The sequence below is a fragment of the Pseudomonas marincola genome, assembly GCF_900682675.2.
GTDB lineage: Bacteria > Pseudomonadota > Gammaproteobacteria > Pseudomonadales > Pseudomonadaceae > Aquipseudomonas > Aquipseudomonas marincola.
This window is the reverse complement of the sequence record NZ_LR215729.2, coordinates 2,988,259-3,012,250: the sequence shown is the minus strand read 5'-3', so window position 1 is coordinate 3,012,250 and position 23,992 is coordinate 2,988,259. Positions and strand designations below refer to the sequence as shown.

General features: G+C 58.0%; 18 protein-coding genes. 7 read left to right on the top strand and 11 right to left on the bottom strand.

The window, feature by feature from the left end; all coding sequences use genetic code 11:
• Positions 1-80: 80 nt before the first annotated feature.
• The 8 genes from PMYSY11_RS14040 to PMYSY11_RS14005 all read right to left on the bottom strand — a co-directional run bounded on the left by PMYSY11_RS14040 (position 81) and on the right by PMYSY11_RS14005 (position 9,305).
• The gene (locus tag PMYSY11_RS14040) at positions 81-632 is read right to left on the bottom strand and encodes a DUF2780 domain-containing protein (RefSeq protein WP_069899019.1); all 552 of its coding nucleotides are present in this window, start codon (positions 630-632) and stop codon (positions 81-83) included.
• 206 nt (positions 633-838) lie between these two features.
• Positions 839-2,482: a BatD family protein gene (locus PMYSY11_RS14035; protein WP_150549559.1), complete on the bottom strand. Its 1,644-nt coding sequence runs from the start codon at positions 2,480-2,482 to the stop codon at positions 839-841.
• Positions 2,479-4,299, bottom strand: coding sequence for a vWA domain-containing protein (locus tag PMYSY11_RS14030; protein ID WP_150549558.1), 1,821 nt, complete (start codon positions 4,297-4,299; stop codon positions 2,479-2,481). The genes PMYSY11_RS14035 and PMYSY11_RS14030 overlap by 4 nt, the downstream gene beginning before the upstream one ends.
• Positions 4,296-5,321, bottom strand: coding sequence for a VWA domain-containing protein (locus tag PMYSY11_RS14025; protein ID WP_090508614.1), 1,026 nt, complete (start codon positions 5,319-5,321; stop codon positions 4,296-4,298). Before PMYSY11_RS14025 ends, PMYSY11_RS14030 begins: the two co-directional genes overlap by 4 nt.
• Entirely contained in the window at positions 5,314-5,808 is a 495-nt protein-coding gene (locus PMYSY11_RS14020; protein ID WP_090508613.1) for a DUF4381 domain-containing protein, read from the bottom strand. The genes PMYSY11_RS14025 and PMYSY11_RS14020 overlap by 8 nt, the downstream gene beginning before the upstream one ends.
• Positions 5,805-6,740: a DUF58 domain-containing protein gene (locus PMYSY11_RS14015; RefSeq protein ID WP_090508612.1), complete on the bottom strand. Its 936-nt coding sequence runs from the start codon at positions 6,738-6,740 to the stop codon at positions 5,805-5,807. Before PMYSY11_RS14015 ends, PMYSY11_RS14020 begins: the two co-directional genes overlap by 4 nt.
• Positions 6,741-6,744: 4 nt before the next feature.
• The gene (locus PMYSY11_RS14010) at positions 6,745-7,731 is read right to left on the bottom strand and encodes an AAA family ATPase (protein WP_069899007.1); all 987 of its coding nucleotides are present in this window, start codon (positions 7,729-7,731) and stop codon (positions 6,745-6,747) included.
• 494 nt (positions 7,732-8,225) lie between these two features.
• On the bottom strand, positions 8,226-9,305 hold the full coding sequence (locus PMYSY11_RS14005; protein ID WP_150549557.1) for an endonuclease/exonuclease/phosphatase family protein: 1,080 nt from the start codon (positions 9,303-9,305) through the stop codon (positions 8,226-8,228).
• Between the two features lie 504 nt (positions 9,306-9,809).
• Between PMYSY11_RS14005 and PMYSY11_RS14000 the strand changes: the two genes are divergently transcribed.
• Both PMYSY11_RS14000 and PMYSY11_RS13995 read left to right on the top strand, forming a co-directional pair.
• On the top strand, positions 9,810-10,202 hold the full coding sequence (locus PMYSY11_RS14000; protein ID WP_150549556.1) for a GFA family protein: 393 nt from the start codon (positions 9,810-9,812) through the stop codon (positions 10,200-10,202).
• 203 nt (positions 10,203-10,405) lie between these two features.
• Positions 10,406-11,311 (top strand): GGDEF domain-containing protein, encoded by a 906-nt coding sequence (locus PMYSY11_RS13995; protein ID WP_150549555.1) that lies wholly within the window; start codon positions 10,406-10,408, stop codon positions 11,309-11,311.
• On the opposite strand, the gene PMYSY11_RS13990 is transcribed toward PMYSY11_RS13995, so the two are convergent.
• Positions 11,308-12,552 carry a cation:proton antiporter gene (locus PMYSY11_RS13990; RefSeq protein ID WP_150549554.1) on the bottom strand — a complete coding sequence of 415 codons (1,245 nt, stop codon included), beginning with the start codon at positions 12,550-12,552 and terminating at the stop codon, positions 11,308-11,310. The genes PMYSY11_RS13995 and PMYSY11_RS13990 overlap by 4 nt on opposite strands.
• Positions 12,553-12,823: 271 nt before the next feature.
• Here PMYSY11_RS13990 and PMYSY11_RS13985 point away from each other — a divergent pair, with 271 nt between their 5' ends.
• A complete protein-coding gene (locus tag PMYSY11_RS13985) occupies positions 12,824-13,153 on the top strand; it encodes a DHCW motif cupin fold protein (protein ID WP_150549553.1) in 330 nt (109 codons plus the stop codon).
• Between the two features lie 303 nt (positions 13,154-13,456).
• Positions 13,457-18,298 carry an NAD-glutamate dehydrogenase gene (locus PMYSY11_RS13980; RefSeq protein WP_150549552.1) on the top strand — a complete coding sequence of 1,614 codons (4,842 nt, stop codon included), beginning with the start codon at positions 13,457-13,459 and terminating at the stop codon, positions 18,296-18,298.
• A gap of 145 nt (positions 18,299-18,443) precedes the next feature.
• On the opposite strand, the gene PMYSY11_RS13975 is transcribed toward PMYSY11_RS13980, so the two are convergent.
• Complete coding sequence (locus tag PMYSY11_RS13975) at positions 18,444-19,325, bottom strand: DUF6685 family protein (RefSeq protein ID WP_150549551.1); 882 nt, start codon at positions 19,323-19,325, stop codon at positions 18,444-18,446.
• Positions 19,326-19,449: 124 nt separating this feature from the next.
• Here PMYSY11_RS13975 and PMYSY11_RS13970 point away from each other — a divergent pair, with 124 nt between their 5' ends.
• Positions 19,450-19,674, top strand: coding sequence for a DUF2835 family protein (locus tag PMYSY11_RS13970; RefSeq protein ID WP_150549550.1), 225 nt, complete (start codon positions 19,450-19,452; stop codon positions 19,672-19,674).
• A 241-nt stretch (positions 19,675-19,915) separates the two neighbouring features.
• Positions 19,916-20,944 (top strand): quinone-dependent dihydroorotate dehydrogenase, encoded by a 1,029-nt coding sequence (locus PMYSY11_RS13965; RefSeq protein ID WP_069898989.1) that lies wholly within the window; start codon positions 19,916-19,918, stop codon positions 20,942-20,944.
• Positions 20,945-21,093: 149 nt separating this feature from the next.
• Here PMYSY11_RS13965 and rmf read toward each other — a convergent pair whose 3' ends face one another.
• Positions 21,094-21,309 (bottom strand): ribosome modulation factor, encoded by a 216-nt coding sequence (rmf, locus tag PMYSY11_RS13960; RefSeq protein WP_075723314.1) that lies wholly within the window; start codon positions 21,307-21,309, stop codon positions 21,094-21,096.
• Positions 21,310-21,735: 426 nt separating this feature from the next.
• On the opposite strand from rmf, the gene rlmKL reads away from it, so the two are divergent.
• Positions 21,736-23,979, top strand: a complete 2,244-nt coding sequence (rlmKL, locus tag PMYSY11_RS13955; RefSeq protein WP_150549549.1) for a bifunctional 23S rRNA (guanine(2069)-N(7))-methyltransferase RlmK/23S rRNA (guanine(2445)-N(2))-methyltransferase RlmL — start codon at positions 21,736-21,738, stop codon at positions 23,977-23,979.
• Positions 23,980-23,992 lie beyond the last annotated feature (13 nt).

Here is a 23,992-nt window from a genome sequence, read left to right as displayed (position 1 = left end):
GCCATTGAGCCGCGGTTTTTTTTGCTCTGCTATCGGGCGCTGCGCCTAACCGGTTGTTTGCACCGGCCAGCCGTGCGTGATCAGACGCCCCAGATGCTGCCCAGCGATTGCAGCAGCGGCGCGCTGAGGCCTTGCTTGCCGAAATAGTCGAGCAGGGCAGGCGCAAACTGATTGATCATGTCGCTGTTCATGCCCAGCGCGCTGAAGGTCTTGCTCACATCGGCCATGCTGTTGGCGTTGCCCATCATCGAGCCCAGGCCGCTTTGGCTGCCAGTAGCCTTGCCGAGCAGGCTGCCTGCCTGACCCATTAGTTCGCTGTTGCCGGTAAATTGATCGAGGCCCGGAATCGCCTTGCTCAGCTCGCTGAACTGGCTTGGGTCGAGCTTGTTCTTGGCCAGCCCGAGCAGCGCGCCGGTACCGCCAGCAGCCTGATTGGGCGTGACCCCAAGTTGACCCGAGAGGGCGCTGAGCAAATCACCGGTCTGGCCGGTCATGGGTGCGCTGGCTGCGGAGCCGCCCATGCCTGATGCCACGCCGCTGGCGGCATTTGTGGCGTCATCCAGCGTGAAGGCAAAAGCTGGCGAAGCGGCCAGCGTCAGGCTGATCAGCAGAGCCTTGGATGGTTTGAACATGAGGGCATTCCTTATATGAGAGAACCGCATTAGCTATCGGCTTTGTACGCTGCACGAGGCGTGCATTGTGCATCGACCTGAGTTGCAGCCAGTGGTTCCCTAATAGTAGCAAGAAGCCGCCGGCGGACAGCACAAAAGGCCCAGAGCTGTGTGCCTGTTCCGCCAAACTGGCCTGCCCATGGCTAATCAGCCGGGGCAGGGCGTTCTTAGCGTGGATAGAGGGGCGGCAGCGCGCTGGCCTCTACAGTAGCGGGCTGTTGCGCTTCGAGGGCCGGCAGCGAGCGAATAGCCTGCCACAAGGCTTCACCTTGCCATTGCTGGCCGGTTTCGCTGTAGAGCGCACCGTTGAGTTCATCAAGCGCGGCTGAAAGCGGCACGTCGCGCGCTGCCATTTCGGCCAGCGTGCAGGGTTGCTGGCGGGCCCATGCATCGAGCGCCTGACGGGTCTGGTTAGGCTCATTGGCTTGGCACGCGCGTTTGAGTTCGTCGAGCAGGGTGCGTGGGCTTGGGCCGGTTTGGGCCGTCTTGGAGACCGCCGGCAGGCGTCGTGCGCGCCACCACAAACCGAGCGCAATAAAGGTCGTCAGGCCCAGCAATGCAGTGCTCAGTTGCCACGGCCAGACTGCTGGCCCCTGAATTACGGTAGGTGGCAACGCCTCGACCGGAATCTGCGGCTCGGTTAGTTGTGGATTGGCGGCTACGTCCAGCGTGCGCGCGGGAATACTGGTCTGCTCAAGGCTATCGGTCAGGGTATTCCACCAGGTCAGCGTAATGGCCGGTAATTCGACCTTGCCTTGCTGGTTGGGCACCAATGCTTCGTGTTCTTCGCGGCTACCGGTGATGCCTTGCGGGGTGACCTGATTGCTCAGGGTCGGCTGGTCGGGATAGCGGCGCAGGCCTTTGACATCGGGTGTCGCCAGCGGCGGCAGTTGAGCGCTGGACAGACCTTCGACATTGAGCATCATATTGCGGGTCAGCGAATCGCCGACCTTGGCGCTTGCCGGGTCCGGGCTCCAGCTCTCAGTCAGAGTGACCTTGTGCGCCGGAAGCCACGGTTCATCGGCCGGGTAGCTGGCCGGTTTGGCTTTGACCTCGAGCGGGATCTGCGGTGAGCGCACACGGACCACTTTGCCGGGACGCGGGCCGAAGGGGTTGTAGTCATCGCTGTCGTTGGCCGCAACCGCGGTGGCACTGAATGCCTGTGAAGGAATTTCCAGGGCACCGCTGTGCTGAGGATAAATCGCATAACGCAGCTCGATCACGCCGTGGCGTACACCATTTATCAGCTTCTCGTAGGTGCGTGGTTTTTCAAGCGGCTCGACCCGCGCGTCGGGGATTTCCAGCGGGGTCAGGCTGCTGTCGTCATACAGTGAAACCGAGTGATAGATGCGCAGCGTGAGCACGGCTTGTTCCTGCACATACACCGAGTCTTTATCCAGGCTGGCATCAATGAATACCGGCGCCATCTTGCTGCTGTTTGCGTCTTTGCTGGCCTCGACCACTTGCAGGGTGATCGGCTGGCTGTGCATGTCTTCAAGGCTGAGCGAGGGGATAACCACGGTGCCGGTGGTTTTCGGCTGCAGGGTGACGATCCAGCGAGTCGTGGCCTTGGCCTCACCGTTGAGGGTGGTCAGGCGGTTGACCTGACGCGTACCGAGCACATCGAACAACTCGTTGAGCGGTTTCAGATCCGGTTTGCCGAACAGCGTGGTGTCGTCGGACTCCAGGCTTAACTCCACCGTCTCGCTGACACTCAAGGTGCTGCGGTCGACGCTGGCGATGAGGTCCTTGGCGCTGACGGAAGTGGCCGCAAAAAGGGCCAACAGGAAAATGCAAAGCAGGCGGGTCATTGAGGGTTTTCCTGACGCTGTTGCTGTTCATACCAAAATTTGCGTTTAAGCAATTCGCCCGGATCATCGGGTATTTGCCGCAGCCATTGTTCAAGTGACTGGCGCCGCTCGCCATCGATGGCTTCGGTCGATTTGACCAACTTGTCGGCGGCAGATTGCGTTGCCTGATCCTGCTGGGCTTGTTGTTGAGCGGCCTGCGCGTCCGGCTGGCCGGCATCAACTCCGGCGCTGGATTGCTCAGCGCTCTGGCCGTCCTGTTGGCTGTCTGCGGCCTGATCTTGCCCTGGCGATTGCTCGCTGGTCTGATCATCAGTCGAGCCATCAGCGTTTTGCGCATCTGCAGAGGATTGCGCCTGGCTGTTGTTTTGCTCAGATCCTTGCTGGCTGTTTTCTTGCGAGTTCTGCGAGTCTTGCTGCTGCGAATCCTGCTGATTTTGTGGCGACTGCTGTTGCTGTTGCAGCAATTGCTCGATCAGAGCCTTGTTCTGCTGGGCCTGAGCAAGATCAGGTTGCAGATCCAGAGCTTGTTCATAGGCTTCGATTGCCGCCTCGTACTCGTTACTGCGCGCCAGCGCATTGCCGCGATTATAGTGGGCGGCAGCACTGTCGCTCTGGGCAAACCGTTCTGCCGCCCCGGCATAGTCGCCTGCCTGATACAGCGCCTGGCCCTGCCATTGCGGGTCGCTGAAACGTTTCGCGGCCTCTGCCGGACGCTGCGCTTGCAGCAGGCGTTGGCCTTGTTGGTCGGGGCGCAACCAGAGATCGTCAAAGCCGAATGCGTAACTATTTTGCGGCAGGCTCAGGAGCAGCAGCGGCACACAGAATATCCAGCCGCGACGGCCAGCGAATGCCGCCAGTAATACCAGCGCCAACACCAGCCAGTGGCCCTGATCAGCCCATACCTGTAACTGTTGTTTCTCGCCTTCCTCGCGCAGCTTCTGTGGCCCGCCCAAGAGGCCCAGCCCACTCAGGTCGAGGTCGTCGAGGCGGGACTGGCGGTATTGGGCGCCAATGCTGGTGGCAAAGCGAGCGAGTGAACTGCTGTCGAGGCGGGGGATCATGATCGCGCCTTGAGCATCTTTGAGGAAACCACCGTCAGCCTGGACAATCGGCGCGCCTTGCTGGGTGCCGATACCGAGAATGCTCAGGCGCTGGCCCTGAGTGCCCAAAGTGCTGGCGATGTTCTGGCGTTCGCTGTCATTCAGTTCGCTCACCACCAGCAGCAATCGGCCCTGACCTTGCGCGCCTTGCTTGAGTAGTTGCTGCGCCTTTTCTACCGCCAGATCGGCGCGATGACCCGGTGCGGGCATGATTTCGGGTTTCAAGGATTCCAGCAGGTTACGGCTCGTGCTCAGGTCGTCCGAGAGCGGGACCACGGTGTGCGCGCTGCCGGCGAATACCACCAGTGCCGTTTGCGCATCTTTGCGTATCTGCAGCAGGTCGATGATCTTGCGCTTGGCGTGTTCAAGACGGGTTGGCGTGACATCACTGGCGAGCATTTGCGGGCTCAGTTCGAGAATCACCACCAGCGGGTCGGCAGGTTTGAGATTGTTCTGTTCAACCTGCTGCCAGCTTGGCCCCAGCATTGCGAGTAAGCCCAGCAGCCAGGCGCAACCGAGCAGCACAATTGGCGTGCGACTGCTGCGCCCCTGGCCGCCGCTCAGCAGAACCGAGTGAAAAGCCACGGGCAGCAGCTGTTGCCAGCGGCCACTGCGTTTTTCGCGGTGCCACAGCAGCCACAACAGGGTCAGAAATACCGGGATAAGCAGCAGCCAGAAAGGCCGTAGCCAATGGGGCCAAAGTGATAAAAGGCTCATGATTCGCTCGGCTGCCGTTTGAACGCGCGCATTTGGCGCTGCAGTTGCGGCCACAACTCATGCAGTGCCAGCAGCAGGCTAAGCAACAGCGCTGCGCCGAGTGGCCATGCGTAAAGCGCCTTGGCCGGGCGCGCGAGTGTCGGTTTTTGCTCAACAGGTTCGAGACGGTCCAGGGTTTCTTCAATAGCGCGAAGCTCATCACTGCTACGCGCACGGAAATACTGCCCGCCGGTCAGGTCGGCAATTGCATTGAGCGTGGGCTCATCAAGGTCGAGTCCGGGATTGAAGCCGAACATGCCAAGCAGGCCGCCCGATTTTGGGTCGGCGCCGATACCGATCGGATAAATCTTCACGCCTTCCTCGGCTGCCAGTTTGGCGGCAACCAGTGGCTCGATCTGACCGCCTGTGTTGGCGCCGTCTGTGACCAACACCAGCACCCGACTTTCGGCGGGACGCTCGCGCAGGCGCTTCACGGCCAGGCCGATAGCATCACCCAGCGCGGTATTTTTACCGGCGATCCCGATAACTGCCTCGTTCAGCCAGGTGCTGACGGTTTGCCGGTCGAAGGTCAGTGGCGCCTGCAAGTAGGCCTGACTGCCAAAGAGGATCAGGCCCACGCGGTCCCCTGTGCGGCCTTCGATAAAGCTGCCGAAGAGGTTCTTGACCAGTGTCAGGCGGCTGACTTCTTCGTCATTCCAGCGCATGTCGGCATATTCCATGGAGCCAGACACATCCACGGCCACCAGCAAATCCCGGCCGCTGGCAGGCAAGGGCAGCGGCTCGCCGACCCATTCAGGCCGCGCCGCCGCACTCAGGAGCAATATCCACAGCAAGATGAACCGCGCCTGTCGCCGCCAGCTTGGCAATGCGGTGCGCGCCTTGCGGCCACTGAGGCCTTCGAGTTCATTGATGAAGTTGATATTCAGCGCCGCATCGCCGCTGTCTGCTGCGGGCAGAAGCCAGCGCAGCACCCACGGCAGCGGTGCGAGCAGAAATACCCAGCTCCAGGTAAATTCAAACATGTTTGCGAATCCACGTGTCGACTGCCTGATTGAGCCCGGCAATGGCTTTGTCATCGAGCAGGCAATGAGGGCGATAAGCCCCTTCAACCAAAATCATCCAGCGGGTCAGCCCGGCAGCCGGACAGCGATTGTCGAGAAAGGCCAGCCATTGGCGACTGGTCAATGTATGGCACTGGCTGTCGGGGTAACGCTGCACGCACAAACGTTTGAGCAAGCTATTCAACGACTGTAACCAGGGACCGGCCTGCATCCCGTCATAGGGTTTCTGCAGGGCTTCAAGTTCGCTCAGCGCGGCCAAGCGCAGCGGGTCCTGGCTGATGTCTGGCTGTTTGTCGGCCTGGTTACGGCGTAGCTTTTTCAGCAGCCGGTACAGGCCCCAGAGCACAACGGGAAGCAATACAGCCAGCAACCACCAGCCCGGTGCCGGCGGCCACAGGCTGATTGGGTCTGGCTGGATAAGTGGCTGCAATTGATCCAGCGGGTTCATTTCGAGGCCCTTGAACCGTTGAGGTGGTCGCGCAGTTGGTCGACCATCTCGCGTTGGGTGTCGAGCGCCAGCAAAGGCACACGCAGCTTCAATGCCAGGCGTTCCCAGCGCGCCTGTCGCGCCTGCGCCTGCTCGTGATAAGCACGGCGCAAGTCTGCGTTATGGGTGTCCAGTTCGAGCTTGGCACCGCTCTCGGCAAACCGCAGCAAACCGGCGGCGGGCAGGGCATGATCGAGTGGATCGCTGAGCGGCAGCAGGAGCACATCGCAGTGGCGCGCGAGCAGCGCCAATTGTTGTTCACTGCTGTCGTTGAGTGTGCGCTCATCACAAATGATCACCGCGAGGCTGCCGGGGCGCAAAATTTCCCGTGCGCGGCGCAGTGCCAGGCCGAAGCTGTCACGGCCGGCGTTCGGGTCGCCGGGCAGCGCCTGATTGGCTCGCGCCAGTCGGCTGAGCAGTTGCAGCAGGCTTTGCTTGCTGCGACGCGGTTTGATCTCGTGATGTTCGTTGTCACCAAACACCAGCCCGCCAACCCGGTCGTTATGTCCCAGCGCCGCCCAGCCAATCAGGCTGGCGGCTTGAGCGGCCAGCACCGACTTGAACATCAGTCCGGTGCTGAAAAACAGGCGCTGGCTTTGTTCAACCATGATGTAGATGGGCCGCTCGCGCTCCTCGTGGAACATCTTGGTGTGCGGCTCTTGGGTGCGCGCCGTCACCCGCCAGTCAATCGTGCGCACATCATCGCCAGCCTGATACACCCGCACCTGATCAAAGTCGACGCCACGTCCGCGCAGTTTCGAGTGGTGCAGGCCAATCAGCGGGCTGCGTCGGGCGGCTGTCGAAAACAGCTGCACTTCGCGCACACGGTGGCGCATCTCGATCAACTCGGCGAGGTTAACGCGGATGCCAGGCTGGGCTGCAAGGGTTTGCATAGGGTCAGGCGACGGCGACTACATCGAGAATACGCTGGATGACGCGGTCTTGGTCGATACCGGCAGCCTCCGCTTCGAACGACAGGATAATGCGATGGCGCAGCACATCGAACAGCACCGCCTGAATATCTTCGGGGCTGACAAAGTCACGTCCGGCAAGCCAGGCATGCGCGCGGGCGCAACGGTCCAGCGCAATCGAGCCACGCGGGCTGGCGCCATAGGAAATCCACTCGGCGAGTTCCGGATCAAACTTGGCAGGTGTGCGTGACGCCATCACCAATTGCACCAGGTATTCCTCTACCGCATCAGCCATGTACAGACCGAGGATTTCCTTGCGCGCTGCAAAAATGGCGTGCTGGCTGACCCGGTGCTCGGGTTTCTCTTCACCATGAAGCGCTTCGCCGCGAGCCTGCATCAGAATCTTGCGCTCGACGGAGGCGTCGGGGAATCCGATTTTCACGTGCATCAGGAACCGGTCGAGCTGGGCTTCCGGCAGCGGATAGGTGCCTTCCTGCTCGATTGGGTTTTGCGTGGCCATTACCAGAAACAGCGGCGACAGGTCATAGGTGCTGCGGCCCACGCTCACCTGACGCTCGGCCATGGCCTCAAGCAGCGCCGATTGAACTTTGGCCGGTGCCCGGTTGATTTCGTCTGCCAGTACCAAGTTGTGGAAAATCGGCCCTTGCTGGAACACAAAGCTGCCGGTTTCCGGACGATAAATCTCGGTGCCAGTGATGTCAGCCGGGAGCAGGTCTGGGGTGAACTGAATACGATGGAATTCAGCTTCGATACCTTCCGCCAGTTCTTTGATGGCTTTGGTCTTCGCCAGCCCCGGCGCGCCTTCAACCAGCATGTGACCGTCGGCCAGCAATGCGATCAGCAGGCGCTCTACCAGTTTTTCCTGGCCGAGAATCTGCGAAGAGAGGAAATTACGCAGCTCAAGCAATGCAGCCCTGTACTGCGGGCCTTGCGAGTTTTCTTTGGTTTCCAAAATACCAATCCTGTACCCATTCGAATGTTACGGCTTGCTCTAACGGCCCCGTTCAACGGGTAGAGCCAGGCCAATTGGCGTAGGTAATCAGTAGCATTTGCAGGTGATGGTTACACGCCGTGCAATGAAAAGCAGGTGCACTCTCGCCATCCGGCATATGGTCGCATAAGTGTGGCGGCTATCGTACTGGCCCAAGCGGCCGATTTCGAGCGATTCGAGCGCAACTCAACAGGAAGATTTCATTTTTGCTGGCGCAGTGCGCTGCGCGTGAACGGTCACTTGCAGCTGACCGCAGAGTGAAGAGGGCGGATTCAAACGCGTGATCACCGGCTCGGATCTCGCCTGGCACTGCTCGGTGCTGACCTTAAGCGCAGTTTTAAGCACAGCATCAAAAACTCGAACAGCGTCTTTTTCTACGTTAGCGCTAGGATTTTTTTGCGGTCCCCATCATGCCTTTTTCGGGCAGCAGTCCATGCCGGGTTCAGTCCAGGGCATTAATTAGGTTTTGGCACATCGTCTGTAGTGACGTCTTTTTCGTCGACTATATCTTGTGCCACAGCGTGATCTTCACTGTCAGCTGCAATGCCATTCTGACTGGCACCGCGTTCAGGCTCACACACCAGTACGGTAAACAATGGAAAGTGGTCCGAACCAATAGAAGGTAGGCGCTTTATATCCTTGAGCTTGAAATGTGCACTGTGAAACAGATGGTCTAAAGGCCAACGTAAAAACGGGTAGTCCGCGTGGAAGGTGTTGAACATCCCCCGCCCAATTCGTGGATCAAGCAGACCGCTAATTTTACGGAACAGGCGAGTGGTGAAAGACCATGCCACATCATTCAGATCACCCGTCACAATAATCGGGCCCTGCGTTTGCGCAACTTTCTTAGCGATGCAAATCAACTCCGCATCGCGTTCAGTTGATTCTGAATTTTCAGTCGGGCTTGGGGGCGCGGGGTGAACAAAGTGCATGCACACTTTATCGCCAGAGCGCAGCTGCAACGACAGATGAACTGACGGAACATCCTCTTCCACTAAAAATGAAAGCACTTCGTTACTAAAGGGCAGCCTTGAGTAAACGTGCATGCCGTACAGGTTATCCAGCGGGCACTTAACGCTGTACGGCAGATCAACTTCTATTGCTTCAAGCCTGCTTTCCCACCATTTATCAGACTCCAGCGTGACTAAAATATCGGGCTGATACTGCGAGACCAACTCCACTAATGCGTCACTGTTGCGGTTGGTTTTCAGCACGTTTGCCGTGATGATGCTGAGCTCGCGAGCAGGATCACTCACTTTGCTCGCGTTGACCTCCTTTGACCAAATGCGTGTGTAAGGTAAGACCCACTTCAACTGCCACAATAAGCACGCGCCTGCAGCGGCCACTAAGCACCAACTGAATGCGCGAGTTAAGTCGAGAAACAAGCAGTTAATAACAAGTAAAACCGCAGCCATGAAAGCGATTTGCACTCGGGGGAAGTCCATCACTCTGACGACCCAATGCTGATGCCTGGATAACGGCAGCGCACTGGCGATGACGATCAACAACGTGGCGATGGTCAACACTATTAACATGCTATTTCCTGTGGTTGAGTTTTAAACACTGCAGCATTAATTATCGAGAACCACCCGCGCCTGGCTCGCTCTCAATGCAGATTAAAGAAAGCCTATCTGCTGGATTTCGGCATTGTGGCTTTATTCACCTCTGACAACTGAAACAGATCATTCAGTTTCATCTGACTAGTAAAATTGCGAAAAGTCCAAACAAGGCTAACGCTGTTCGGAGGACCGAACGCTCGCCATCAGCGTAGATCGTAAGGCTGGTTAGTGTTCTGGAAGTTTTCGCTTGGTGTGACGCAGGCGCATCTTTATGACGGCCCAGTGAAAAACCCAAGGCTGGCCAAACGACTCGCCCCACACACAGAGACGTCAATCACGCTCAGTAGATCAATAGATTCCTGCAAAGCCGTTGCAGCTCACTCACTGTGTGGGCGGGCTGATCGTGAGCCACGATCACTTGCGGTGAGCTGAGTTCAGGCATAAAACGGTGCATCAAAGGCTGGATGTTGGAGGTCTGAGATGCAGCAGTACACGGGCAGTTGCCTCTGCGGCAAGGTGCAAATTGTGGCGTTGGGCCAGCCTTATCGGGTGGGCATTTGTCATTGTATTGATTGCCGCAAACACCACGGGGCCTTATTCAATGCCTGCGCGATATTTGCCGAGACTGCCGTGAGCATCAAGGGCGAAACGCGTGACTACGCAGGCCGGTGTTTCTGCCCTAACTGCGGCTCGCCAGTCTTCGCCCGCAGCGCAGACGAGGTAGAGGTGCATCTGGGCTCACTCGATGCACCTGAGCAACTGATGCCCACCTACGAAAGCTGGGTCATCCGCCGTGAATCCTGGCTGCCAACATTCTCCCTTAAACACCATTATCAGCGTGATCGTGAGGGAGGCGGGCGTTCTGAAGACTAGCCAGACAAAATCCGCGCTCAGCTGGCCTGATTAGCCTCACGCGCGCAGCTGCGCTGCAGCGGGCTTTCGGTAATTAGCTCTGACTGGTTTTTGCGTCTCGGGTAATCTAGGCATCCATATTTTGAAATTTATGGCCTGGCGGCATATGAATTTCCGTTCTGAGTGCTGGTCACTCGTCAGCAGCACACCCGAAGATGCATTAAATGATCAACGTCGAAATGATGGCCTCGGTATTGGAGGCTTTGCCAGACCCTGCTTTTATCCTCTCGCGCAGCGGTAAATATGTCGCGGTTTTTGGTGGCCGTGACACGCGTTATTACCACGACGGCAGCGGGCTGGTCGGTTTGACCATCACTGATCTGGTCAAAACCGAAAAAGCCAACTGGTTTCTCGGGCAAATTGATCGGGCGCTGGCGACTGGGAAGTTACTGGTTGAGGAGTACGAACTAAGCAACAGGGACGTTAAAGGGTTGTCTGATGAGGGACCTGTAGAGCCGATTTGGTTTGAAGGGCGAATTCAGGCGTTGGACTTTCAGGTCGACGATGAAGATGTGGTGCTTTGGGTCGCCAGTAATATCTCCGAGCGCCACCAGTTGGAGGTCAGGCTGCGAGAGCTGAGCGATACCGATCAGCTTACCGGCCTGTATAACCGTCGTAAGCTTGAGCGTGATTTGTCCGGTCACTATCAGAACTTTGTTCGTCATCGTGTACCGACAGCTGTTCTGATGTTCGATCTGGACAACCTGAAGCAGGTCAACGATGCGTTTGGTCACCATGTTGGCGATGACATGATCATGGCTGTGGCCGATATGTGCAGATCACACTTGCGCCAAAACGACACCGCCTGCCGGTTTGGCGGCGATGAGTTTGTCATCGCGCTGCCCAACACCGGGCATGAGCAAGCCTCGCAATTTGCCGAACGCCTGCACCAGAGTTTCGCCGAGAAATTGAGCCGCTTTTCGGTCGGTGCCAGCACCGCTACATCAAGTGTTGGCGTGACAATAATGCTACCGGCCGACGGTTCATATGAAGACACGCTAAAGCGGGCCGATGCCGCCTTGTATGATGCCAAGCGACTGGGTAAAGACCGGGTGGTCTTTGCGGACTAACTCTTGTCTCTGCAGGGGATCACGCGTTTGACCAGTTTGCCGATTGTCATGCCCTGGACCAAGATAGAAAACACCACCACCAGATAGGTCAGCGAAACGACGATGTCGCGGGCATCGCCGTGTGGCAGCGACAACGCCAGAGCGACCGATATCCCGCCGCGCAGGCCTCCCCACGTGATCACGCTCCATGAGCCTTTGGGCAGCCGGAAGCGTTCACCCAGCAGCGCAATCGGCGCACCAACGGTCAGCAGTCTCGATACCAGGGTCAGCACGATAACCATCAGGCCTGTTGCCAGCAGTGCGTTGGAAAAATGAATCAAGACCACTTCCAGGCCAATGATGACGAACAACACGGCGTTGAGAATTTCGTCGAGCAATTCCCAGAACATGTCGACGTTCTTCTCGGTCTGCTCCGACATCGCATGTGAGCGCCCCTGATTACCCACGATCAAGCCCATTACCACCATCGCCAGCGGCCCGGAGACATGCAGGTGGGTCGCAAGTGCATAGCCGCCGAGCACGGACGCCAGAGTAATCAGGACTTCTTCGTGGTAGCTGTCGATGCTCTTGAGCATTCGATAGACGACAAAGCCAAATACGGCCCCCAGCAACGCACCGCCGCCGGCTTCCTTGAGCAACAGCTCTGATGCGCCCAGAACGGTTGGGCTGTTGCCACTGGCGATCATGGCCAGAATCAGCGAAAACAGCACCACGCCGACGCCGTCGTTAAACAGAGATTCGCCCGAAATTACCAGCTCGACACTCTCGGGAGCACCGGCTGACTTGAGAATGCCCTGAACTGCAATCGGGTCTGTGGGCGATATTAACGCGCCGAAGACCAAGCAGTAGACCAGCGGCAAATCGAGATCGGTCAGTGCCAGCAAGTACCAAAGCGCATACCCGATAAACAGGGTCGACAAGGTCGTGCCGACAACCGCCAGTGAGGCAATTTGCCAACGAAAGGCGCGCAAATGCGACAAGTTGATATGCAGCGCGCCCGCGAACAGCAGCAGCGACAGCATGCCCTGCATCAACAACTCGGAGAAGTCGATGGACTTCAGCAACGATTGCTCATAGGTGTGCAGGGCGTGAAACCCGAGCTTGTCCAATGCCATGTTCAGCAGCGAGAGCACCAGTGCAATGGCCATCACCCCAATGGTTGGCGGCAGGCCTACATACCGGCGGTTCAGATAGGCCAGCAGTGCGGTGATGCAAAGAAACGCGGCGATTATGTCCAGCATTAGCGAGGAGGGTCCTTGTGTGGGGCTTTTACTTTGAACGGCGCCTTGGCGCATCACAGCAGCAAAAAAGCAGTGTTGCCGGCTAATCGATATCTGAGCAGGCCTGAGTCGCATCAACTGCTCCGCTCAAGGCAGCCGCTTGTACTCGGCAACGTGGGACGAGCGGGTCTACCAGGCACGTGGCGTATCGAAGTAATCCTGCCCATCTGTATCTGTCTGGCTAGCAGCCTAGCGGTTACTGTCGAGCGATCAAACCAACTTTGGGGCAATTATGGATCTCAGTGGCTTTTCTTTCGGCGTTACCGATTGGGCGAAAATTGAGCCGGTCGAGCATGCAGGCGCAAGCGGCAGTGCCTTTTGGCGGACTTGCCTGTTTGGTTCGACCCGCGTGCGCATGGTTGAATACAGCGCCGGTTATCTGGCGGATCACTGGTGTACACGGGGCCATATCCTGTTGTGCCTGGAAGGTGAGTTGATCACTGAGTTGGACGATGGCCGCCAGTTCATCCTCAGCCCCGGCATGAGCTATCAAGTCAGCCATAACGGCGAAGCACACCGTTCTTCGACCCACAGCGGCGCTCGCTTGTTCATTGTCGATTAATATCCAAACCGCGGGTTATATCTGCTGTCACTTCTCAGGCCTAGGTTGGGATATGCCCAACAAAAACCCAGCTTTCCCGCTTCTTGAACGAAAATGTCGCAGCGCGACAAGCGCCACCGGGGCTTCCATCGTTAAGCTCAACGGGCAAATGTGACCAGCGAGTCGCAGACAGCGCCATACCTATGAGAGGCTGCAATTGGAATGCAATCGCCGCCTCGTAGACTAATGTTGTTAGGAACTTCAGTCCTTAGTCACGACTCGCAACTGCCTTAGTTGAATTTAAAGCCAAACGGAGCACAACCCATGGCGTTCTTTACGGCGGCCAGCAAAGCCGATTTCCAGCACCAACTGCAAGCGGCACTGGCGCAGCACGTGAGCGAGCAGGACCTGCCGCAAATGGCACTGTTCGCCGAGCAATTTTTCGGCATCATCGCGCTCGAAGAGCTTACCCAGCGTCGATTATCAGATCTGGTCGGTTGCACCCTTTCTTCCCGACGCATGCTGGAGCGTTTTGATCCGAGCAAACCCGAAGTTCGAGTATTCAATCCCGATTACGAAAAGCATGGCTGGCAATCGACCCACACCGCGGTTGAAGTGCTGCATGCGGACAGTCCCTTCCTGGTTGATTCGGCTCGCATGGAGCTCAACCGTCGCGGCTACAACATTCATACCCTGCAGAACAGTGTGTTCAGCGTACGCCGCGACAAGAAGGGCGATCTGCTGGAAATTCTGCCCAAGGGTACAACTGGTGAGGACATCAGCGAAGAAGCACTGATGTTTCTCGAGATCGACCGCTGCGCCAGTGCTGGCGAAATGCGCACGCTGGAAAAGGCCATTCTCGACGTATTCAAGGATGTTCGCCTGAGCGTTTCTGACTTCCAGCCAATGCGCAACAAGGCGCAAGAGCTGCACGCCTGGCTGGGCAAAGCCAAGCTTAAGGTCGATGCCGCTGAGCTGGATGAAATCAAGGTGTTCATGCAGTGGTTGCTGGACGACCATTTCACCTTCCTCGGTTACGAGGAGTTCACCGTTGCGGATGCGGCTGATGGCGGCCACATCATCTATGACGAAAAATCCCTGCTCGGCCTTTCCAAGACGCTGCGCGCCGGCCTTAAGCCGGAAGATCTGCACATCGAGCCACAAGCGCTGGCTTACTTGCGTGAACCGCAGTTGCTGTCGTTCGCCAAAGCGGCGATTCCAAGCCGTGTGCATCGTCCGGCGTACCCTGACTTTGTTTCGATTCGCGAACTCGACAGCAAAGGCAACGTAGTTAAAGAGTGCCGTTTCATGGGCCTCTATACCTCGGCCGTTTACGCCGAGAGCGTCTGGGATATTCCGTTTATCCGCCGCAAAGTTGCGATTATCGAGCAGCGTTCGGGCTTCGCCAGCCGTGCGCATCTGGGCAAGGAGCTGGCGCAGGTACTCGAAGTCCTGCCGCGTGACGACCTGTTCCAGACCCCCGCTGAAGAGCTGTTCAACACCGCGCTGTCCATCGTGCAAATTCAGGAGCGCAACAAGATTCGCGTATTCCTTCGCCGCGATCCCTACGGGCGCTTCTGCTACTGCCTGGCGTATGTCCCGCGTGATGTTTACTCGACCGAGACCCGGCAAAAAATCGAACAAGTGCTCATGGAGCGTTTGCAGGCTACCGACTGCGAGTTCTGGACCTTCTTCTCCGAGTCGGTACTGGCTCGCGTGCAGTTCATTCTGCGGGTAGACCCGAAGAACAAAACCCAGATCGACACCGCGCAGCTTGAAAAAGAAGTGATTCAGGCCTGCCGTTCCTGGAAGGATGACTTTGCCAGTCTGGTCGTTGAGAGCTTCGGTGAAGCGCATGGCACCAACGTGCTGGCCGAGTTCCCGAGTGGTTTCCCGGCAGGCTATCGCGAGCGTTTTGCGCCGCATTCGGCCGTGGTCGACATGCAGCATTTGCTCAGCCTGAATGCCGAGCGTCCGCTGGTAATGAGTTTCTATCAGCCGCTGGCGCAGGGCGACAACCTGCTGCACTGCAAGCTGTATCACGCCGATACGCCGCTGCCGCTGTCTGACGTGTTGCCGATTCTGGAAAACCTCGGGTTGCGCGTACTTGGTGAATTCCCATATCGCCTGCGCCAGAAGAATGGCCGCGAGTTCTGGATTCACGACTTTGCCTTCACCTATGCCGAAGGCCTGGATGTCGATATCCAGCAGCTTAACGACACCCTGCAAGATGCCTTCGTCAATATCGTCAGCGGCAACGCCGAAAACGATGCCTTCAACCGACTGGTGTTGATGGCGGCGATGCCGTGGCGCGAAGTGGCTTTCCTGCGCGCCTTTGCGCGTTATCAGAAGCAGATTCGTCTGGGCTTCTCGCTGAGCTATGTGGCGGCAACGCTGGTTAATCACGCCGACATTGCCAAAGAGCTGGTGCGCCTGTTCCGTACCCGTTTCTATCTGGCCCGCAAACTTACCGTTGAAGACCTTGAAGACAAGCAACAAAAGCTTGAGCAGGCGATTACCAGCGCGCTGGATAACGTTGCCGTGCTCAACGAAGACCGCATCCTGCGGCGCTACCTTGATCTGATCAAGGCCACGCTGCGCACCAACTTCTATCAGCCGGATGCCAGCGGTCACAACAAGTCGTATTTCAGCTTCAAGTTCAATCCGCGTCTGATTCCGGAAATTCCCAAGCCGGTGCCGATGTTCGAGGTGTTCGTCTATTCGCCTCGCGTTGAGGGCGTGCACCTGCGTGGCGGCAAGGTTGCCCGTGGCGGTTTGCGCTGGTCTGACCGTGAGGAAGATTTCCGCACAGAAGTCCTGGGCCTGGTTAAGGCTCAGCAGGTGAAAAACGCGGTTATCGTGCCGGTCGGCGCCAAAGGTGGTTTCGTACCGCGTCGTTTGCCAGCCGGCGGCACGCGAGACGAGATTCAGGCCGAGGCGATCGCTTGCTATCGCATCTTCATCAGCGGCTTGCTGGACATCACCGACAACCTCAAAGAGGGTGAAGTGGTTCCGCCGTCGAACGTGGTCCGTCACGACGAAGATGACCCGTATCTGGTGGTCGCAGCCGACAAAGGCACGGCCACATTCTCGGACATCGCCAACGGCATCGCGGCGGAATACGACTTCTGGCTGGGCGACGCCTTTGCCTCGGGCGGCTCTGCCGGTTACGACCACAAAGGCATGGGCATTACCGCCAAAGGCGCCTGGGTGTCGGTGCAGCGTCACTTCCGTGAACACGGCATTGATGTGCAGGAAGACCCGACCACCGTTATCGGCATCGGTGACATGGCCGGTGACGTATTCGGCAACGGCTTGTTGCTGTCGGACAAACTGCAATTGGTGGCGGCGTTCAACCACCTGCACATCTTCATTGACCCGAATCCGGACACGGCGAAGAGCTTTGTCGAGCGCCAGCGTCTGTTCGATCTGCCGCGTTCGAGCTGGGCCGATTACGATACCGCGCTGATTTCGCAAGGCGGCGGTATCTTCCTGCGCAGCGCCAAGAGCATCCCGATCAGCGCTGAAATGAAGCAGCGTTTCGACATCAGCGCCGACAAGATGGCGCCGACCGAATTGCTCAATGCGCTGCTCAAGGCACCGGTAGACCTGATCTGGAACGGCGGTATCGGTACCTACGTCAAGTCGAGCAAAGAGAGCCACGCCGATGTTGGCGACAAGGCTAACGACACCCTGCGTGTAGACGGTCGCGAATTGCGCGCCCGGGTTGTGGGCGAGGGCGGTAACCTCGGCATGACGCAGTTGGGGCGCGTCGAGTACGGCCTGAATGGCGGTTCCAGCAACACCGACTTTATTGATAACGCCGGTGGTGTGGACTGCTCCGACCACGAAGTGAATATCAAGATCCTGCTCAATGAAACCGTGGCCGCAGGCGACATGACCGGCAAGCAGCGCAACAAGCTGCTGGCCGAGATGACCGACGCTGTCGGCAGTCTGGTGCTGGGCAACAACTACAAGCAGGTGCAGGCGCTGTCGTTGGCGCAGTACCGGGTTCGCGATCGTGTGGGCGAGTACAAGCGCCTGATGGCGGCTCTGGAAAATGCCGGCAAGCTCGACCGCGCGTTGGAGTTCCTGCCGTCGGACGAAGAGCTTAACGAGCGTACTGCCAATGGTTTGGGGCTGACTCGTCCGGAGCTGTCGGTGCTGATCTCGTACAGCAAAATCGACCTCAAGGAATCGCTGCTGAAATCGACCGTGCCGGATGATGAGTATCTCGCACGCGAAATGGAAACCGCATTCCCGCCGTTGCTGGCCGACAAGTTTGGCGAGTCGATGCGCCGTCATCGCCTCAAGCGTGAAATCGTCAGCACCCAGATTGCCAACGATCTGGTCAACCACATGGGCATCACCTTCGTGCAGCGCTTGAAGGAGTCCACGGGCATGAGTGCGGCCAATGTGGCCGGCGCTTACGTGATCGTGCGTGACGTATTCCGCTTGCCGCACTGGTGGCAGCAGATCGAGGCGCTGGATCACAAAGTGCCTGCAGACTTGCAGCTGCAAATGATGGACGAGCTGATGCGTCTGGGCCGTCGTGCTACGCGTTGGTTCTTGCGCAGCCGTCGCAATGATATTGACGCCGCCCGTGATGTTGCCCACTTCGCACCGCGCATTGCAGCGCTGGCATTGAGCCTCGACGAATTGCTCGAAGGCCCGGCCCGCGAGCAGTGGCTGGCCCGCTTCCAGGGTTATGTTGAGGCCGGTGTGCCGGAGGATCTGGCGCGTGTGGTGGCGGGAACCAGTCACCTGTATACCTTGCTGCCGATCATCGAAGCGTCGGATGTCACGGTGCAGGAGCCTTCCGATGTGGCCGTGGCTTACTTTGCCGTGGGCGACAAGCTCGAGCTGTCGTGGTATTTGCAGCAGATATCGGGCCTGCCGGTCGAGAACAACTGGCAAGCACTGGCGCGTGAAGCGTTCCGCGATGATCTGGACACTCAACAGCGTGCGATTACCGTCTCGGTATTGCAGATGACTGATGGCCCGGTTGATATCGAGGAACGTGTCGGCGTGTGGCTGGAGCAGCATCGCCGTATGGTCGATCGCTGGAAGGTCATGCTGGCGGAGCTGCGTGCGGCAACCGGTACCGATTATGCGATGTACTCGGTAGCCAACCGCGAGTTGCTCGACTTGGCTCAAAGCAGCTAACAGCTGCTGTGAAGCTCCATGAAAACCCCGCTGAGAATGCGGGGTTTTTTATGGCTGGCGATTTATTCAGGGGAGGTAAGGCTGTGTGTTAAGCGCGGGGGTTGAGCCGCAATCGCGGCAAACGGTTAACGCCCGGTGATTCGCTTCAGGCGTCGCTCAGCGGCAACAAGTACTCGGTTACATTGGGTGCGCCCGCAAGCAACAAACCCTGGCCCAGTGCATTGGCTTCTTTTGAGCTTTTGGGCAGCAGCAACACTTCATTGCCGCTGGCTGTGCGGTTCATCGACAGGCGCGAATAGGGCAGGCCGGTGTCGAGCAGCAGGCTCATGAATGCGCTGTCTTGCCAGGCGGCGTCGGGCATGTTGAAGACGTAAAAATCCTTTTCCAGGGCTTTGACGGCGGCGCGGTTCAAGGTATAGCGGCTTATCTGCGCCGGCAGGTTGGTTTCAAGTTGGCGCACCCGTGCGTAGCCCACGGCGCAGGCCAGCTCTTCGGTATGCACGTCGCTCGCCCAGTACAGGCAGTCGCCGTTCCAACTGGTCTGGCGCAACACGATTGGCTCGCCAGCGAGAAAACGCGGCAGGGCCACGCTCAGGGTGCGGACAAAGTCCTTGTAGCTGATGATTCGCACATGCCGGCACGCTTCGCTGGCGGCAAAGGCTTCAACACTTAAGTAGTCCTCACCGCTTGGGCTGGCGCCGCTGAAACCGTGCAGTTTGCGCAGGTCGAAGCTTTCTTCTAGGCGTTCTTGCAGGGTCACCAGTTTGCTCAGCGCGGCATGCGCCAGTGCCTTGTCTTCTTGCACCGGGCCAGAAAGTGCGCTGCGCGGCAGGTCCAGCAAGCGCTGCAGTTGCATGCCTGATTGCAGGTGGATTGCTTGCGAGGGGGCGGCCAGTGGCGCGAAGGGCAGTTTGAGGGCGCTGGCCCGTTCGAGCAGTTGACGCGTTGCACGGCCGCCGAGGCCAAAATTCCTGGCCAGCGTACTCAGGCGCATACTGATGGAAACCGGTATTTCTGGGTGAGACATGGTCGGGCAAGAACTCCAGGTACTTGGCTGCCAGTAGGCAACATTGCAATTTCAGTGATGCTTACTTGCGGGTTATACCTGCTTGATATGGCAAAATAAGGGCATTCATTTGCAAAGTGTCTCCATGCCAAAGCTCCTGCTGGATGTATCACTGCCGGCCGAACGATTACGTTTAGTTTATCAAGGTCAGGCCAATCGTATTCAATTGAAAAGTCGAGACGGCCGTCTTGTGAGTATCCCTGCCCATCACTTGCGGCCCTTTATCGGCCATGTGGGTGTGCAGGGGACTTTTATCATGGAATTCACCGAGTCCGGTCAACTTCTTAGTTTGCGTCGCGCTCCAGCATAGTTTTCAGCTGATCATTACGCTTGACTCACAGCAGCCCAAACGCGACGAAACGACCTGACACGCTTCGCTCAGGATTGATTGCGTTCCCCGCAATACCGGCATTTGCGCGACGTTACAGATTGATTCTTGCTGATTTCTGCAATTTATCCAGCCTCAATGCCGCACATGCCTCGCGAGCCTAACGCATGGGCTGTATAATCGCGGGTCTTACTCATTCGCCCTTATCGAGCTAAGCCTGCCCATGTATACCCTGGCCCGCGAGCTGCTGTTTAAATTATCCCCTGAGACGTCCCATGAGCTGTCGATCGACCTGATCGGGGCCGGTGGCCGTATGGGCCTCAATGGCCTGTTCAACAAGGCGCCAGCCAGCTTGCCGGTCAAGGTGATGGGCCTGGAGTTTGCCAACCCGGTGGGGCTGGCGGCAGGGCTGGATAAAAATGGCGATGCAATTGATGGCTTTGCTCAACTGGGTTTCGGTTTTGTTGAAATCGGCACTGTGACCCCGCGTCCGCAGCCGGGGAATCCGAAACCGCGACTGTTCCGTTTGCCGGAAGCCGAGGCGATCATCAATCGCATGGGATTCAACAACCACGGCGTCGATCATTTGTTGCAGCGCGTGCAGGCGGCCAAGTACCGCGGCGTGCTGGGAATCAATATCGGCAAGAATTTCGACACGCCGGTTGAGCGCGCGGTTGATGATTACCTGATCTGTCTGGACAAGGTCTACGCCAATGCCAGCTACGTGACGGTCAACGTCAGTTCGCCGAACACGCCGGGGCTGCGCAGCTTGCAGTTTGGCGACTCGCTCAAGCAGTTGCTCGAAGCGTTGCAGCTGCGTCAGGAAGATCTCACCCAATTGCATGGCAAACGTGTGCCGCTGGCGATCAAGATTGCCCCGGACATGACCGATGAAGAAACCGTGCAAGTGGCTAATGCGCTGGTGGAAACCGGTATGGATGCGGTCATCGCCACCAACACCACGCTGGGCCGTGAGGGCGTCAAAGGGCTTGATCACGCCGATGAGGCGGGCGGTTTGTCGGGTGCGCCGGTGCGTGACAAGAGCACGCACATTGTTTCGGTTCTGGCTGCTGAGTTGGCGGGTCGTTTGCCGATCATTGCCGTTGGCGGTATTACCGAAGGTAAACACGCCGCCGAGAAAATCGCCGCGGGCGCGAGCCTGGTGCAGATTTACTCAGGCTTCATTTACAAAGGCCCGGCGCTGATTCGCGAAGCGGTTGACGCTATCGCAGGATTACCCAAGAAGGCTTGAGTCAGGCTTTTTTCGCCGTCAGGCCTGCATGACTGAGGCCGTGATTTTTGCCTTTCCCGCGGCAATAAAAAGGGCTCCTTAAAGGAGCCCTCTGGGCCTAAGCCCGCCGCCTGATTGAGGCGTGCTTGATGAAGTCGGACGTGTCCTGTTTAGCCGACAGCGTGAAGTTCGTTGAGTCGATGAATACCGGCGGTACCGGTCATACCATCCCAGTTGTCGCCTCGGCCCTCGCGCCAGCCGTTTAACCAGGCTTGGCGGACAGATGGATTGGTGAATGGGCAGAGCTCTCTGGATTTACCATGGACGCCATATTGATAACCGCGCAAAAAAGCTTTTTCTGAAGGATCACGCTTAAGTCTTCTCATAGGGTGTTGCCCTCGTTTGTTGACTGTAATGTCCTGTAGACCTCGACGTGAGGTCAGGCAGTAATGGTTCTGCCGTTGGAGTCCGCTGCCGGCGTTACGAGCCTCCTGAGCCGCTTCGTTGCGATGCGGCCTGTGTAGATTTCTAACCAATGCGTGCTGCGCTGGGAATGATCGTTTTGTCATAAGCGTGCAACAATTATTAGGTTTAGGCCATAAGGCGTCGACCTAACAAATTAAGGTTAGCAGCCAAGTCCCTGTGGCGCTTGGCTTTGCGCAGACCATACTGATGTTTTGCCATCGCTGGATGCGCTGGCTGTTGAATGATATTTATTCCGACGAAGTGTCGCTCTGTGACGTTTTGTCACTTATTTTGGCCGTGTTGACTGACTCAACATGCCGTTAATTTCACGAGGCACTGGATTTACCATGTCGGATCGATTCGAACTAGTTCTCACCTGTCCCAAAGGCCTTGAAGGCCTGTTGCTTGATGAAGCGGGGGAGCTGGAGTTGGAGGACGCGCGCGAGCAGACGTCTGCGGTGCGCGGTTTCGCGTCTATGGAGACAGCTTTCCGGCTGTGCTTGTGGTCACGACTGGCAAACCGGGTGCTGCTGGTGCTCAAGCGTTTTCCGGTCAAGGACGCCGAAAGCCTTTACGAAGGCGTGCTCGAGGTGGACTGGTTCGAGCACCTTGAGTCCGATGGCAGCCTGGCGGTTGAGTTCAGCGGCAATGGTTCCGGCATCGACAACACCCACTTCGGCGCGCTGAAGGTCAAGGATGCGATCGTCGACAAGCTGCGTTTGCGCGACGGCACCCGGCCTTCGGTCGACAAGATCAGTCCGGATCTGCGCGTGCATTTGCGCCTCGACCGGGGCGAGGCGGTGCTGTCGCTCGACTTGTCTGGTCACAGCCTGCATCAGCGCGGTTATCGTCTGCAGCAAGGTGCTGCGCCCCTGAAAGAAAACCTCGCGGCGGCGGTATTGATCCGTGCTGGCTGGCCGCGTATTGCTGCCGAAGGCGGCGCGTTGGCTGACCCGATGTGCGGGGTGGGCACCTTCCTCGTCGAGGCGGCGATGATCGCGGCCGATATCGCGCCCAACCTCAATCGTGAAAAGTGGGGCTTCAGCCGCTGGTTGGGCCACATCCCGGTCTTGTGGAACAAGGTGCATGACGAGGCCGTGGCGCGCGCGGCTGCTGGCTTGGCCAAGCCACCGTTGTGGATTCGCGGCTATGAGGCCGATCCGCGCCTGATCCAACCGGCGCGCAACAACATTGATCGCGCCGGTCTGAGTGACTGGGTCAAGGTGTATCAGGGCGAGGTCGCTACGTTTGAGCCGCGCCCGGATCAGAATCAGAAAGGCCTGATCATCAGCAACCCGCCTTACGGCGAGCGTTTGGGCGATGAAGCCAGCCTGTTGTATCTCTACCAGAATCTTGGCGAACGTCTGCGTCAGGCGTGCATGGGCTGGGAAGCGGCGGTATTTACCGGCGCGCCGGATCTGGGCAAGCGCATGGGCATTCGCAGCCACAAGCAGTATTCGTTCTGGAACGGTGCCTTGCCGTGCAAGCTGTTGCTGATCAAGGTTCAGCCCGAGCAGTTTGTAACCGGCGAGCGTCGTTCCCCTGAGCAGCGCGAGCGTGAACGCGAGCAAAATGAAGTGGCCGCAGCGCCAGCACCGGTCAGCAAGGCTGCACCGAGCCCTGCGCAAGCGCCGGTCGAGTTGGCGCGTTTGAGCGAAGGCGGGCAGATGTTTGCCAACCGCTTGCAGAAAAACCTCAAGCAGCTTGGCAAGTGGGCACGCAAGGAAGGCATCGAATGCTACCGCCTGTATGACGCCGACATGCCGGAATACGCATTGGCTGTCGATCTGTACCGCGATTGGGTTCACGTGCAGGAATATGCAGCGCCGCGTTCGATTGATCCGGAAAAAGCCTCGGCGCGCTTGTTCGATGCACTGGCGGCTATTCCGCAGGCGTTGAATATCGACAAGAGCAAGGTGGTGGTCAAACGCCGTGAGCGCCAGACGGGCACCAAGCAGTATCAGCGCCAGAGCACTCAGGGCCAGTTCATGGAAGTGACCGAGGGCGGCGTCAAGCTGCTGGTCAACCTGACGGATTATCTCGACACCGGTCTGTTCCTCGATCACCGTCCGCTGCGTATGCGTATCCAACGTGAGGCTGCCGGTAAGCGCTTCCTCAACCTGTTCTGCTACACAGCCACGGCAACCGTGCATGCGGCCAAGGGCGGCGCTCGTACGACCACGAGCGTGGACTTGTCGAAAACCTACCTCGATTGGGCACGGCGCAATCTCTCGCTCAACGGCTTCTCTGACAAGAACCGCCTTGAGCAGGGCGATGTGATGGCGTGGTTGGCGGAAGACCGTGGCGAATACGAGCTGATCTTTATTGATCCGCCGACATTCTCCAACTCCAAGCGCATGGAAGGTATTTTCGATATCCAGCGCGATCACGCGGCCATGCTTGATCTGGCCATGGCCCGACTGGCGCCTGGCGGTGTGCTGTATTTCTCGAACAACTTCCGTAAATTCCAGCTGGATGACAATCTGGCTGAGCGTTATGCGGTTGAGGAGATCAGCGCCTCGACACTGGATCCGGACTTTGCCCGCAACAGCAAGATTCACCGCGCCTGGCGTATTACTGCGCGCGGTTGAGCCTGGCGCCAGC